We start from the raw sequence: 13,353 nt of genomic DNA on the forward strand, positions 1-13,353 counted from the left end.
ATTATAGCTATATGAAAGAATCAAACCCAAAACACAGCCTAGATGATTATGACTTTGGCGAACTGGCCAAAACTGAAAGTAACGCCAGAGCCAGAACACGCCTTTACATCCTTCACCAATATCGCATTGGCAAACACAGCTTTGAGATTGCAGAAAACCTCAACATCAACATTGAAACCGCACGACGTACTCGTAGACGCTACCAAGCATCAGGGCTTGATAGCCTCTATGACAAACCAAGAAGCGGCAGAAACAGCAAATTGGCTCCCGAGTACATAGAAAGCTTTAAACAACTGATTGTTGACAGCCAAGCAAAACGGGGCGGCGGCAGACTGACAGGACAAGACATCCAAAAGCTTGCTTACGATCATTACCAAGCAAGCTATAGCGTCAATGGCATTTATGAACTACTGGCTCGAATTGGTATGAGTTGGATAAGCGCCAGAAGTAAGCACCCGCAGGCTGACATTAACGCCCAAGAAGCCTTTAAAAAAACTTTATAGAGCAGGTAACTGCCATACTGCCCGAAGATACTAAACTAAGCGATGTTGACATCTGGTTTCAAGATGAAACCCGCATTGGTCAGCAAGGTTCAATCACCCGAATATGGCATTACCGTGGTAAAAGACCGCGTGTAGTCCGTCAACAGCAGTTTATCTCGACTTACCTTTATGGGGCAGTGTGTCCTACGACAGGACAATGTATAGGGCTCGTTATGCCTTATGCCAATGGTGAGTGTATGAAGCGACATTTACAAGCAATTAGCCAAGCTGTGCCCAAAGGTCGCCATGCGGTTGTGGTCATGGATGGGGCAGTATGGCATAAAGAGCGCTATAATTTACCAAACCTGACTATCTTGAAACTGCCACCTTATTCGCCCGAGTTAAACCCGATTGAACAGGTTTGGCAGTATATTAAGCAACACTGGCTATCAAATCGTTGTTTTGATAGTTATGAAGCTATTGTAGATGCCGCCTGTCAGGCTTGGTGTAATTTTGCTAAACAGGTGGCTACGGTTAAGTCGCTCACTGCTCGTCATTGGGCAGTGCTTTAATTATTGGGTTTGGTATAATTGCTCGGCTTTTAACTATTGATTAAGTTTATGCAATTTTACTTATAGCAAATTTTAAGATTAAATCAGAACGCTTTTCTATGAAATTTTCAAAATCATCAGATAAGAAAGAACTTTCTTCAATAAAACTTGACTCAAAAATTTCACCACTATCCTTAGGCATTAGCGCTCTATACTCAGAAGGCTTTTTATCGCTAATTTGTTTATTATCACTACGTGAAAGAAAACAAAAATTTGCTAAGCAGTTTATTTCTTTATCGTTTTTATTCAATTTTTTTAGATAGTTTTTTGGATAAATATGATGAAATTCTTTTCTATTATAATCTTTTAACACTTTCTCAAGTGTTATTGTACTGCCTGTTATAAAACTTAAAGGATTTACTGCAGCTAAGAGCAATATTAAAGTCTTTGTGTTTACCGTTCCCATGGTGAATTTATTTTCTTTAAAAAATTCTTTCGTTAAAGTTACGTTGATATTTGATAAATTATTTGGTTCATTGTTTTTGAGTTTAGTAATTTCAGTTATATCTTCAAAAAGTTTAGCATTTGTACCCGCACTGTATCTATTACTAAATGCTGTTTTCCAAAACCAATTGAGTAAAACTTCCCTTTGAGTACTATTATAATTAAAATGTTTATTACCTTTATTTGAAAAGAAAACTGATAAAGGAATTAATTGATGCTCATAAGGTAAGTACTTAATGTTTGCTACTTTTAATTCGTTTTTTATAAAATCTATTGCTCCCTCAATACCATTTATAATCTCATCAAATCTATCTCTAACTTCATTCCCATTCATCTCAATTAGACTTTCTGAAGTTGGCTTCCCCGTCAAGACAGCAGAACCAATTTTAAGTATTAAGTCTACATTTTCACCTAAACTACCGAACCCAAAAGGTTCAAGCGTTTCTTTTAATTCTTCAAATTTGTCTTGTAAATCGAAATTTTCACTCCAAGTCCAGGCTGTTAACAATTGTAAAGTATCAAGTGGAACACCTTGTCTATTAATTCTTTCAAAAACAATTGCAACTTTTGATTTATCATCCGTGGCTAAAGTTTGATAGGGAATTTTCGCCTCTTTGAAAATTTCTTGTAACTTATCAACTTTTTGGATTAAAGTTTTATTTCTTATTTTTTCAGTTTCTAATCTATATTCAATTGAATCAAACAGACAATTCAACGGGAAATACCTATCGTGTTCACTTTCAGAACTATCTAAAAATACAAACTGACTATCTTGAGAACCTTCATTCGCTGATAGGTCGAAATAAATTTTAAAAGGATTTTCTTCGCCATCCGAAGGCATAAGGTTATTTTGGAAAACACCAAATATTGAAGTAATTCTTTGCTGACCATCTAGAATGTAATCAATTGGATATTCTTCATCTCTTTCAAATAATTGAAAAGGTCCAAATTTTTTTTCAGAGATTAATTTCTCTTTTGTGCGCCACAATTGAATATTACCAAATGGATATCCTTTGTAAATACTATCCATTAGAAATGCCACTGCTTCAGCATCCCACACAAAACCTCTTTGAAAAGCTGGTATTCTTAAATTTCCTTTATCTATTTGTGTTAAAATATCTCTTATTGAAAAATCAGTCATAAATTATCCTTATTCTTACAAAGCAATTACGTTAGTTTCACTACCAAAAAAAATCATCTTATAATATTAAACCTAGTAGTATAAACTAGCAAAGAGTCCTCTACTAAAACTGTAATTTAAAATTATTCAATTACTTAGATGATAACCAACATCACTTTCGATTTTTTGTAGTTTATTAATTTTAATATGCTAAAAATTTAATAACTTTATAACTAAAAGTTATTAGCCTAGTATCTATAGCGCTTTGGAAAAAAGAGTTGAGAGTCGGATAATAACAGCCAGTCAATCAACTGGCTATTTTTTCACTGTTACCACTAACCAATCACATCAACGCCCATATACGGACGTAACACTTCAGGCACGGTAATCGTACCATCCGCATTTTGATAATTTTCCATGATGGCAAGCAGAGTACGACCGACCGCAAGACCTGAGCCATTTAACGTATGCACCAGCTCAGTTTTTTTGCCGTCTTTGACACGCGCTTGCATACGGCGCGCTTGGAAGTCGCCACAGTTTGAACAGCTAGAGATTTCACGGTAGGTAGTCTGAGACGGTAGCCACACCTCGATGTCATAGGTTTTCACCGCGCCAAAACCCATATCACCGCCACACAGCACAATCACCCGATACGGCAAACCAAGCTGCTGCAAGATATATTCCGCTTGTCCTGTCATGTCCTCTAAGGCTTGCATTGAACTCTCAGGATGGACGATTTGCACCATTTCCACCTTTTCAAACTGGTGCTGACGAATCAAGCCGCGCGTATCTCGCCCTGCACTGCCCGCTTCACTGCGAAAACATGGGGTATGTGCAGTGACTTTGATGGGCAAAGTTTCGGGGTCTAGGATTTTGTCACGCACACTATTGGTAAGTGGCACCTCTGACGTAGGGATTAAGTAATACTCTTTTTCACCGCGCAGCTTAAATAGGTCTTCTTCAAACTTTGGTAGCTGCCCTGTACCCAGTAGGCTGTCGGCATTGACCATATACGGTACATACATTTCCGTATAACCGTATTTGTCGGTATGGGTAGTAAGCATAAAGGCAATCAAGGCGCGGTTGAGTTTGGCAAGTTGACCTTTTAGCACGCTAAACCGTGAGCCAGTCAGTTTAGCCGCCATTTCAAAATCAAGTAACCCCAAGTCTTCGCCCAAGTCGCTATGGTCTTTGACCTCAAAATCAAATTGGCGTGGCTCACCCCATCGACGCATTTCGACATTGTCGTTTTCATCTTTACCTGCCGGCACGCTGTCATCAGGCAAGTTTGGGATGGTTAAAGCTGCCGCTAGAATTTTATCTTGCAAGGCTTTGAGCGCGTCTTCCGCTTGTTTCATCTCGCTACTGATGGTTGCCATTTCTGCCATCAAGGCGTCAGTATTTTCGCCATTGCGTTTCATCAAACCGACTTGTTTGGCACCCGCATTTTTTTTGGCTTGTAATTCTTCGGTTTTGACTTGAATGGATTTGCGCTGTTCTTCGACTTGCTGCCAAAATGCTTTATCAAGCTCATAGCCGCGTTTGGCAAGTTTTTCGGCGACCGTGTCTAGTTCTGTACGTAGTAATTTTGGGTCGATCATGGCGATAAGTTCCTTAAATTGTTCAAACTTGAGTTAAAGCAGCAAAATGGCTGTTGATATCAGCGTGTATGATACCAAGATTGCAGGGATTTTTCACGGTAGCGACTAGAAATACACAGCAAATTGACGATTTATCGGTATGCGCTTGTCGGCGTTCGCCCCTCGCTGCATTGGCGGTAAAACAAAAATTTATCAAAAAGTGCGTTGTTAGGTTTATTTTTGGGTCAAGGTTGGGTAAGATAAGCCTTCTTTTATCGTTTTGTAACTATCGTTTGATAGCGAGTGAATTGTTTATGGCGCTGTACCCTTACACCCTACAACCTGTGGATTTGAATCTGACTGAGGACGAGTTTCGTCAAGCACAGCTACAGCTGTTTGATGCCAACAACCAAACTTTGACCAAAATCACCCCAAAAACTTGGGCAATTTTGGCAGTCATCGTGGTGCTAGCGATTTTAGGTCTGATTTTTGTGCACGGTTATTCCACCATTATTTTTTGGTTGATGCTCGTGGGTGTGGTGATTTATTTGCTGGCACGTACCTACGGTCTTAAATGGTATGTCAAACGAGAATTTGAAAAACAAATGGCAAGCCAAAGCATGCCCCCAGAGATGCAGCAAATCAAGCTTGGCGTACAGCAGCACGGGGTAGTGATGTCCATGCCTGCACCCAACATGCCCGCCATGCCACGCGGCTACAATCAGCCTTTGGTGCGTAGTAGCGGTATGCAGCAAGCGGTTATCAAATGGGACAATGTCACCAACTGGCAAGAAACGCCTGATTATATCTTTATGATGTTTGATGTTAAAAATCCAAAAACAGGTGAAAGCCAACAAGGCAGCCAAATCGTACCCAAACGCCTTGCCCACCAAAAATTCCCGATTGATACCTTACGTCATCATTTACAGCAAAACATCGGACAACCAGGTTTTGATTTAACCGACAAACCGACTGATAAATATTTCCCAGAAAACAATTAAGATTAAGACAACGACTAATTATCGATGACCACAAAAACTGCAGCCAAGAAACTGCAGTTTTTTTTATGGCAGCAAGCAAAATTATTTACCAAATTTGCACACAGCTGCGGTAAATGTTTGATATTATTTTTAGGGTAATACCGTACATTTTAATTGATAAAATTAAATGTACTGATAAAAACGATTAATTTTAATAACAGATTGTTTAGGCTTACAATTAAGTCCTAAACAAATAAAAATCATCATTTTAGGAGATAACAACATGGCAAAACAAGCCACTACAAAGCAATCAGCAACCAAACAAGACTCAGAACAATTAGACAATACCGATAAATCAGGTGAAAAAGTGACTACCCCGAAATCTACCGCTTCTAAATCTGCCTCAAGTAAAACAGGCGATATCAGCTTAGCCGCTGCAGACATGAGTGCCATTGTTGAGCAATTAAATACCTTATTAGCCAATTATCATATATTCTATACTAATGTGCGTGGCTATCACTGGAACGTGCGTGGCTCAGATTTCTTTACCCTCCATGTGAAGTTTGAAGAGTTATATACTGCGCTGCAAATCCAGATTGATGAAATTGCTGAACGTATTTTGACCTTACAAGGCACACCACTACATGCTTATAGCGATTTCTTAAAAATCTCAAGCATCAAAGAAGATAAAAACGTCTCTGACGGCGTGGCGTGTGTGAAAGGTATTTTAACGGGTCTGACTATGACCATCGCTAAAGAACGTGAAATCATTGACCTAGCGGACGAAGATGACGATCAAGGTACTGCCGACCAATTGACTGCCTATGTGCAAGAACAAGAAAAATTGGTGTGGATGTACAATGCCTATCTTGGCTAATCGTCCTATCAGATAAAAAAGACGGCTTTGATAGTCGTCTTTTTTATTGCGTGGTAAAATAAAAACACAATATATAGATTTGCAAATGTCAATGAATTTAATTACTAATTTTTTTCATATGCAAATATGTATATATTTCAATACCTTATAAATTTTACCCTTAAAAATCAAATCCTTGGGTGGATTGCAATTTCTATATGTTGTTATCTATAATAGCCAAGCACACTGGCTTGTTGCTCATTTTCAACTGATTTATGTATTAGCTGATTGATTTGTTAACTGATACTGCTACGCCACTTGTCCTGAACTTTGATTGAAGAAGATTCACCGCTATGTCATATTCCATCTTTTGCCAAACCAAAAATGACCCATTGCTTGAGCCGATGTTTTTTGGTCAGCCTGTCAATGTGGCACGTTACGACCAACAAAAATTCCCTGTTTTCGAGCAGTTGATTGAAAAGCAATTGTCGTTTTTTTGGCGGCCAGAAGAAATTGACGTCTCCAAAGACCGTTTGGATTTTAGCAACTTGTCAGTGCATGAACAGCATATCTTCTTAAGCAACCTAAAATACCAAACCTTGCTTGATTCGATTCAAGGTCGTAGTCCCAATGTCGTGCTGCTGCCGCTGGTGTCGATTCCTGAGCTAGAAACTTGGATTGAAACATGGTCATTTTCTGAGACCATCCATTCTCGTAGCTATACCCATATTATTCGTAACGTGGTCAATGACCCAAGCAAAGTATTCGAAGATATCGTTGACAATCCTTTTATCCTAGAGCGCGCCACAGGGATTGCCAAGTTCTATGACGAGCTGTATCAACTGTCTCAGCTATATAACCTATACGGTGAGGGTCGTCATGTCATCGATGGCAAACCCGTTGAGGTTAATTTACGCCTGCTTAAAACCAAATTGTATCTATGCTTGGTGGCTATCAATGTGCTAGAAGCGATTCGTTTTTATGTGTCGTTTGCTTGTTCATTTGCCTTTGCTGAGCGCAAACTGATGGAAGGCAATGCCAAAATCATCAAAATGATTGCCCGTGACGAAGCGCTTCATCTAAACGGCACCCAGCATATGATTAATTTGATGCAATGGGGCAAAGATGACCCTGACATGGTAGAAATCGCCCAAGATTGCCAACAGCAAGCCATTGAAATTTTCAAAGACGCGGCTGAACAAGAAAAAGCATGGGCAAAATATTTGTTTAAAGATGGCTCAATGATTGGCTTGAATGAAAATATCTTGGTGCAATACGTTGAGTACATTACCAATCTGCGTATGGATGCGATTGGCTTACCGCCGATTTTTGGAGCGATTAAAAATAACCCAATTCCATGGATTAATGCTTGGCTGTCCTCAGACAACGTACAAGTTGCGCCCCAAGAGTCAGAAATCACCTCTTACTTAGTCGGTCAAATTGATGCAGAGCTGAGTGATGATGCGTTTGATGATTTTGAATTGTAATTAGGCAATATAATCGATTATGGCATGGATTTTTACCAACAATACGCAGTTTTATCTGCATGACGCCGAGACGTTGCTACAAGGCATGCTTCGCTCAAAAATCCTTGCCAATCACCAATGCCTTGAAGGTTACTGCGGTACTTGTAAGCTCAAATACCGCCGTCGCCACCATGACACCCGTATCGAATACATCAATGAGCCACTGGTGATGTTAGACGATGATGAAATCCTGCCCTGCTGTTGTCAAGTCAGAGGGGCAATCGAGCTTGATATCGATTGATTTACCAAAATAACCCGCCAAAAACTGCGCGAAATGCCGCATAAAGCGAAAACTTACCCGCTTTGCCTTTAATTTTCTCCCTGCGAACCTCATAAATCGCTATAATAATAGGTTGACTACCGCTTTTTAACCATACTAAATCTTTATTTAGTCCTCGACTGTCATTTGCAGGGTGTATCCCTTGATAAAAATGAAGAAATACAGTCATTAGCTTATTTGTCGTGCTATTACATTATTTATTTTTTTAACCAATATCAAAGCGAGCCCTCATGAGCGAACATTCAACTTCTCAATTAGCCACGCTGATTCAATTAGGTAAAGAGCAAGGTTATCTCACCTATGCTGAGATTAATGACCAACTCCCCGAATCGGTAACTGAAAGTGACCAAATTGATGATATTATTCAAATGCTCACAGACGTTGGCATCAAGATTTTTGAGACCGCGCCTGATGAAGATGACATTATGCTTAGCGATGATGCGGATGATGACGAAATTGCTGTTGATGAAGCCGCCGCGGTACTTGCCTCAGTAGAATCTGAGCCAGGTCGCACCACTGACCCTGTGCGTATGTACATGCGTGAGATGGGTACGGTCGACCTACTCACCCGTGAAGGCGAGATTGCGATTGCTAAGCGTATCGAAGATGGTATCCGCGATGTACAACATGCCATGACCTTTTGGCCAGGTACGGTGGCCATGCTCATTAATGAATACCGCCAAACCTTTGAAGGTGAAAAGAAAATCTCTGATATTATTACCGGTTTTCTTGACCCTGAAGCCGCTGATGTCATTGCGCTTGCCGATGACGAAGAGGTAGAAATCGCGTTACCGATTATCAAACCCAAAGTCAAAGACGAAGAAGCCAAAGATGAACTCGACGATGAAGCCGAAAACGCCGATGAAATAGAAGAAGTCGATGGCGGCGTCAGTGAAGATGCCGATACTGAAGAAGCCAGCGGTCTTGACCCTGAAGAAGTGCGTCTGCGCTTTGAAGAATTAGAGCAATTGTTCACCAAGGTCAATGATTTATTAGCCACCCATGACCGTGATAGCGAGGTGGTAAAAGCGGCGATGAATGAGCTTGCCAACTGCTTTATGCTGTTTAAGCTCAATAGCCGCATCTCTGACAATATCATGAATATGATGCGTGAGGTGTATGAAGACGTGCGTAAAAACGAACGTCACATCATGAAACTGGTGATTCGCCGCGGTAAAATGCCAAAAGATGAGTTCCGTAAAACCTTTCCGCATAATGAAACCAACCTTGACTGGCTCCCTAACCGTATCGCAGGCAAACCGGCCTTTGCCGACACGTTAGAGCGCGTACTTGATGAAGTGCTACAGTATCAGCGGCGTATCCAGCAGCATGAGCAAAATCTTGGCATGAGCATCGACCAAATGAAAGTGGTCGCACGTAACATGTCTGTGGGGGAAGCCAAAGCCCGCCGCGCCAAAAAAGAAATGGTTGAGGCAAACTTACGTTTGGTCATCTCGATTGCTAAAAAATACACCAACCGCGGTTTGCAGTTCCTTGATTTGATTCAAGAAGGTAACATTGGCTTGATGAAAGCGGTAGATAAATTTGAATATCGCCGTGGTTATAAATTCTCCACTTATGCCACTTGGTGGATTCGCCAAGCCATCACCCGCTCGATTGCAGACCAAGCGCGTACCATCCGTATCCCTGTGCACATGATTGAAACCATCAATAAAATCAACCGTGTATCGCGCCAGCTATTACAAGAAATGGGACGTGAGCCTACCCCTGAGGAATTGGGCGAACGCTTAGAGATGGACGAAGTCAAAGTCCGTAAAGTACTCAAAATCGCCAAAGAGCCCATCTCAATGGAAACCCCTATCGGTGATGATGAAGACAGTCACTTGGGTGATTTTATTGAGGATTCAAGCATCTCAAGCCCCGTGGATGAAGCAACGGCACAAGGGTTAAAAGAAGCTACCCGTGAAGTGTTAGCCAACCTCACTGAACGTGAAGCCAAAGTGCTTAAAATGCGTTTTGGTATTGATATGTCTACCGACCATACCTTAGAAGAAGTGGGTAAACAATTTGATGTGACCCGTGAGCGTATTCGTCAGATTGAAGCCAAAGCGCTGCGTAAACTGCGCCACCCTTCTCGCTCTGAACATCTACGTTCATTCTTAGAGAATGATTAATGTTCTCTCCATCCAAAAAAGCCGAGATGATGTTCTCGGTTTTTTTATGGGCGAGTTTGTGAATGTGATTTTTCTATAATTTTTCTATAAATGTGGCTTTTTATGAATGGGGTTATGGATAGGTTTATAAATGGCGCTTTTTTCAACGCCAAACCGCAACGTCTTGAAATTATCGGTTTTACCCTCATTTAGATCCTAGAGAAATTTATACAACCTTAGGTGATGCTATGAACGATAAAACAATTACGCTTAATAACTTGGAAGCCGCTGCATGTAGTACGCGAGCGGCGAAACCTACGGATATCCAGCACCCAGAATTGTGGAATTTTCCCATGGATTATCCGTTAAGTATCATCGGTCATGAGGGTCACAAAGAGACGCTGCTCGATGAAGTAAAATTAATTTTGGGTAGTTTATTTCCTGAATTTGATTTGGCAAGTTTGACTATCAATCCATCGCGTACCGGTCGTTTCCACTCCGTACGCGCTAATGTGTATTTGACAGACGCCGAGCAAGTCAACAGCTTGTATAAAATGCTCGATGAAGCGGCAAGTATTCGTACCGTATTATAAACCTATCATGGTTAAAAATAGCACGAGTGATTGACGTACAAAAAAGCGGGATACATCAGTTATCCCGCTTTTTTTTATCTGTTTTATATGGGTCATCAGCAGTTGATGCTTCGTTTGCCCGATTATTGGCTCAAAAGTAACAACTGATAGGCGGCTTTGTAGGCATCATAATCAAAATCATAGCTCGCTTCAAAGTGAGGTTTGAGTTTTTCAATTAACTCATCATCTTCATCAGATAGGCTGATATGCTTGGCTTGGGTCTGCATGTCTTCGATAGCGATTTCGCCGAGTAATTGATTAAACTTATCGAGCGCCTGCGTTTGCTTGGCGATATCGACAGCCGTGGATGCAGATGCAGTATCAGCGTAGCTAGATTGCTGGCTGGCTGCCTGTTCTTGGGTGGTGGCTGTGTCGATTTTTTCACAGATTTTGGCAAGGCGGGTGCGTGATGTTTTATCAAGTTTATCTGTGTCCAACAGCACCGAACAAGCTTGTTGTTCTTCGCTTTCCTCTACAATATCTACTGCCGCTGTAGCTTCCGCCGCCACTGCCGGTGCACTTTCTACATCGCTGGCTACATCGCTGGCTACATCGCTCGGTTTGTCGCTGATAGTTTGATACAACTGGCTAAATATCTGGGCGTCAGATTTGCCTTGGGCTTTAAGTTTGGCAATTTGTTGCAAATATTGTTGATTGCGATAGGTTTTATCAACAATCCCTGCGATATGTTCAGCAAGTTCCTCATCGACATACGCATCAGTGTCTGTAACCGCTTCTTGCTGACGGATATCAGTATTTATGACCGCATAATTATCAGCATGTATTTTTGCAAGTTTGGTTGCAGCGGCGTTTAGCGCCGCCATATCTATTTCACTCAGGCTTGCTTCATCTTTTTGCAGCACAAACTGGTAAGTATAAAGGGTGACAAAGGTCTCGACAAACCCTTTGTTTTGTTTGAGTAGGCTATAGGACAAGGCTTCTAAATTCTTATCACTGTCAAAGACTTTGGATTGTTTTGTCGCCGCCCATAGATTGTTATCTTTTGATGCTTGTTGCCAAGTGATTGCCTTGTTGAAGATATCAGGATTGACGCGGGCTTTGCCATAATCATAAAAATTAACCACTGTGCGCATTTGGGTCTTAGGCTGATTGGTAGTCAGCGTGGTTTTTTCAAATGCTGGCAAATCACTCATTGCCACCATATTGAGGAGTTGATTTTGGCGGTTGAGTCCATAGCTGATACGGATGTCGTCATCCATTGAGATAAAGCTGCTATTTGCCTCTTTGCTTATCTCAGCTTGCAGCGCTTTAAAGGCTTGCGGATTGGCGTCAATGATTTTTGCCAGGGCAGCGGCACTGACCAATTTGTCTGATTGGTATTTGTCAAAGGCTGCTAAGGCTTTTGCAGTTTGACCCAATTCGTCACTGGTTGATTCGTCTGTGGTTGACTCGTCGGTGGCTGTTTGAGTCTCTAAACTGTCCATTGCCTCTGCAGCATCGGCACTGGCTGGGTCAGCAGCGCTGTCATCTGATTGCGAGCGCATTTTATCAATGGCTTCATACAGGCGCATGGCAGATTCATACGCTTTTTCCTCAACGCTTGCCAACTCATGGCTGTCAAAGGCTTTTTTCATCAGATACCGTGGGCTAACAGCAAGGCTACCAAGCTGCTTTAGCTCATCATCTTTGACAAAATCGGCTGTATTGATGAATGATTTTAGGTAGCGCCTATTGACGTGGAAAAACAGCAAATACTCCGCTAGCATTTGATTGTAGCCAATTCGGTAGCCAATGCGCTGGCTCACACCTTTGGCTTTATCTTCAGCAGTCAAAGCCAATGGCTGATAATCGCTTTCTTTGGCAAGGGTGGCATTTAGCAGTGACATCTGTTCAAATACCTTGAATAAGGCTTTTTTATCTATCTTTTTATCTTTTAGCAGTTTGCTATAGTCATATTCAATGTAGCGTCCATCATATTGCGGGTCGGTGGCAAACTCAGAGAGCCCCGATAAGTCAGCATATACTTTGGAGCGGGCAAAGTCAGCCGCCAGTGGCACTTTGATAAACGCCCCTGCATTGTTCTGCACGTAGCGAAATTCAGGCACGATTGACATTTGCCCTCGGCGAAGATCTACCACACCTGTGGAGGCAAACTCAAAGCGCTTGGTTAAAATATCCATCACTTGCCCCACTTCGCTTTGTTCACGGGTTTGGTGATTGACCCCCTCTGTGACCAATGCTTGTTGGCGAGCATCAAGGTGCTTCGCTGTGCTCAGCTGCCCGATAAGTTTTAAACGATTAGGGCTTGCAGCTAACGCTTGTGCGCTACGTAAGGGCGGGCGCACCACATTGACTCGATAGTCATAAGCATAGCTTTGGCGACTGACCAAATTTTGGTTGGCTTGCAATATTCGTTGAGACAGCGGTTGACTCGCGCTAGGCTGCGTGGCACAGCCGTGAATCCCCAGCATGACAATAGCAAAAGTGAGAGGTTTGATACAAAAGGTGATGGCTTGTTGCGCATTCATTGAGCTTCCTTAACAAATTTTATCATAAATCCTATCTTTATAACTGAATTGATTTTTTTTGTAAACAAAAAGCCAGTGTTATACTGCCGTGTTTACAAAGATAATGGGTAATCTAACGGAGTTTTGCTATCATACGGATTAAATACCGCAAAATTGCTTAAAAACCACTCATTTAAAAACCCATCACTTAAAAACCAATCACTTAAAAACCAATCACTTAAAAACCAATCAGAAGAACC

At 41.5% G+C, this 13,353-nt stretch carries 11 protein-coding genes; 8 read left to right on the forward strand and 3 right to left on the reverse strand.

Features of this window, described 5'->3' with window-relative positions; translation table 11 throughout:
* Positions 1-11 precede the first annotated feature (11 nt).
* Both AXE82_RS02430 and AXE82_RS02435 read left to right on the forward strand, forming a co-directional pair.
* Positions 12-503 carry a helix-turn-helix domain-containing protein gene (locus AXE82_RS02430; RefSeq protein ID WP_062331014.1) on the forward strand — a complete coding sequence of 164 codons (492 nt, stop codon included), beginning with the start codon at positions 12-14 and terminating at the stop codon, positions 501-503.
* A gap of 50 nt (positions 504-553) precedes the next feature.
* Positions 554-1,054, forward strand: a complete 501-nt coding sequence (locus AXE82_RS02435) for an IS630 family transposase (RefSeq protein ID WP_237049453.1) — start codon at positions 554-556, stop codon at positions 1,052-1,054.
* A 46-nt stretch (positions 1,055-1,100) separates the two neighbouring features.
* On the opposite strand, the gene AXE82_RS02440 is transcribed toward AXE82_RS02435, so the two are convergent.
* Entirely contained in the window at positions 1,101-2,678 is a 1,578-nt protein-coding gene (locus AXE82_RS02440) for a DUF262 domain-containing protein (protein WP_062331021.1), read from the reverse strand.
* A gap of 314 nt (positions 2,679-2,992) precedes the next feature.
* Entirely contained in the window at positions 2,993-4,258 is a 1,266-nt protein-coding gene (gene serS, locus AXE82_RS02445; RefSeq protein WP_062331024.1) for a serine--tRNA ligase, read from the reverse strand.
* Positions 4,259-4,551: 293 nt separating this feature from the next.
* On the opposite strand from serS, the gene AXE82_RS02450 reads away from it, so the two are divergent.
* The 6 genes from AXE82_RS02450 (at position 4,552) to AXE82_RS02480 (ending at position 10,586) form a co-directional block, all read left to right on the forward strand.
* Entirely contained in the window at positions 4,552-5,238 is a 687-nt protein-coding gene (locus AXE82_RS02450) for a YcxB family protein (RefSeq protein ID WP_062331027.1), read from the forward strand.
* Positions 5,239-5,500: 262 nt separating this feature from the next.
* Positions 5,501-6,094, forward strand: coding sequence for a Dps family protein (locus tag AXE82_RS02455; protein ID WP_406946742.1), 594 nt, complete (start codon positions 5,501-5,503; stop codon positions 6,092-6,094).
* 332 nt (positions 6,095-6,426) lie between these two features.
* Positions 6,427-7,560, forward strand: a complete 1,134-nt coding sequence (nrdB, locus tag AXE82_RS02460; RefSeq protein WP_062331030.1) for a class Ia ribonucleoside-diphosphate reductase subunit beta — start codon at positions 6,427-6,429, stop codon at positions 7,558-7,560.
* Positions 7,561-7,579: 19 nt separating this feature from the next.
* Entirely contained in the window at positions 7,580-7,840 is a 261-nt protein-coding gene (locus AXE82_RS02465) for a 2Fe-2S iron-sulfur cluster-binding protein (RefSeq protein ID WP_062331035.1), read from the forward strand.
* 269 nt (positions 7,841-8,109) lie between these two features.
* Positions 8,110-10,014 carry an RNA polymerase sigma factor RpoD gene (gene rpoD, locus AXE82_RS02475; RefSeq protein ID WP_062331040.1) on the forward strand — a complete coding sequence of 635 codons (1,905 nt, stop codon included), beginning with the start codon at positions 8,110-8,112 and terminating at the stop codon, positions 10,012-10,014.
* 227 nt (positions 10,015-10,241) lie between these two features.
* Positions 10,242-10,586: a YbeD family protein gene (locus AXE82_RS02480; RefSeq protein ID WP_227522732.1), complete on the forward strand. Its 345-nt coding sequence runs from the start codon at positions 10,242-10,244 to the stop codon at positions 10,584-10,586.
* A gap of 122 nt (positions 10,587-10,708) precedes the next feature.
* On the opposite strand, the gene AXE82_RS02485 is transcribed toward AXE82_RS02480, so the two are convergent.
* The gene (locus tag AXE82_RS02485) at positions 10,709-13,114 is read right to left on the reverse strand and encodes a hypothetical protein (protein WP_062331043.1); all 2,406 of its coding nucleotides are present in this window, start codon (positions 13,112-13,114) and stop codon (positions 10,709-10,711) included.
* Positions 13,115-13,353: the final 239 nt, after the last annotated feature.

It is taken from the genome of Moraxella osloensis (genome assembly GCF_001553955.1).
In the GTDB taxonomy this organism is placed as follows: domain Bacteria; phylum Pseudomonadota; class Gammaproteobacteria; order Pseudomonadales; family Moraxellaceae; genus Faucicola; species Faucicola osloensis.

Coding starts and splice junctions, on each gene's coding strand:
- AXE82_RS02440 (WP_062331021.1), bottom strand. CDS start 2,678: ATGACTGATTTTTCAATAAGAGATATTTTAACACAAATAGATAAAGGA.
- AXE82_RS02465 (WP_062331035.1), top strand. CDS start 7,580: ATGGCATGGATTTTTACCAACAATACGCAGTTTTATCTGCATGACGCC.
- AXE82_RS02430 (WP_062331014.1), top strand. CDS start 12: ATGAAAGAATCAAACCCAAAACACAGCCTAGATGATTATGACTTTGGC.
- rpoD (WP_062331040.1), top strand. CDS start 8,110: ATGAGCGAACATTCAACTTCTCAATTAGCCACGCTGATTCAATTAGGT.
- AXE82_RS02485 (WP_062331043.1), bottom strand. CDS start 13,114: ATGAATGCGCAACAAGCCATCACCTTTTGTATCAAACCTCTCACTTTT.
- AXE82_RS02480 (WP_227522732.1), top strand. CDS start 10,242: ATGAACGATAAAACAATTACGCTTAATAACTTGGAAGCCGCTGCATGT.
- nrdB (WP_062331030.1), top strand. CDS start 6,427: ATGTCATATTCCATCTTTTGCCAAACCAAAAATGACCCATTGCTTGAG.
- serS (WP_062331024.1), bottom strand. CDS start 4,258: ATGATCGACCCAAAATTACTACGTACAGAACTAGACACGGTCGCCGAA.
- AXE82_RS02450 (WP_062331027.1), top strand. CDS start 4,552: ATGGCGCTGTACCCTTACACCCTACAACCTGTGGATTTGAATCTGACT.
- AXE82_RS02455 (WP_406946742.1), top strand. CDS start 5,501: ATGGCAAAACAAGCCACTACAAAGCAATCAGCAACCAAACAAGACTCA.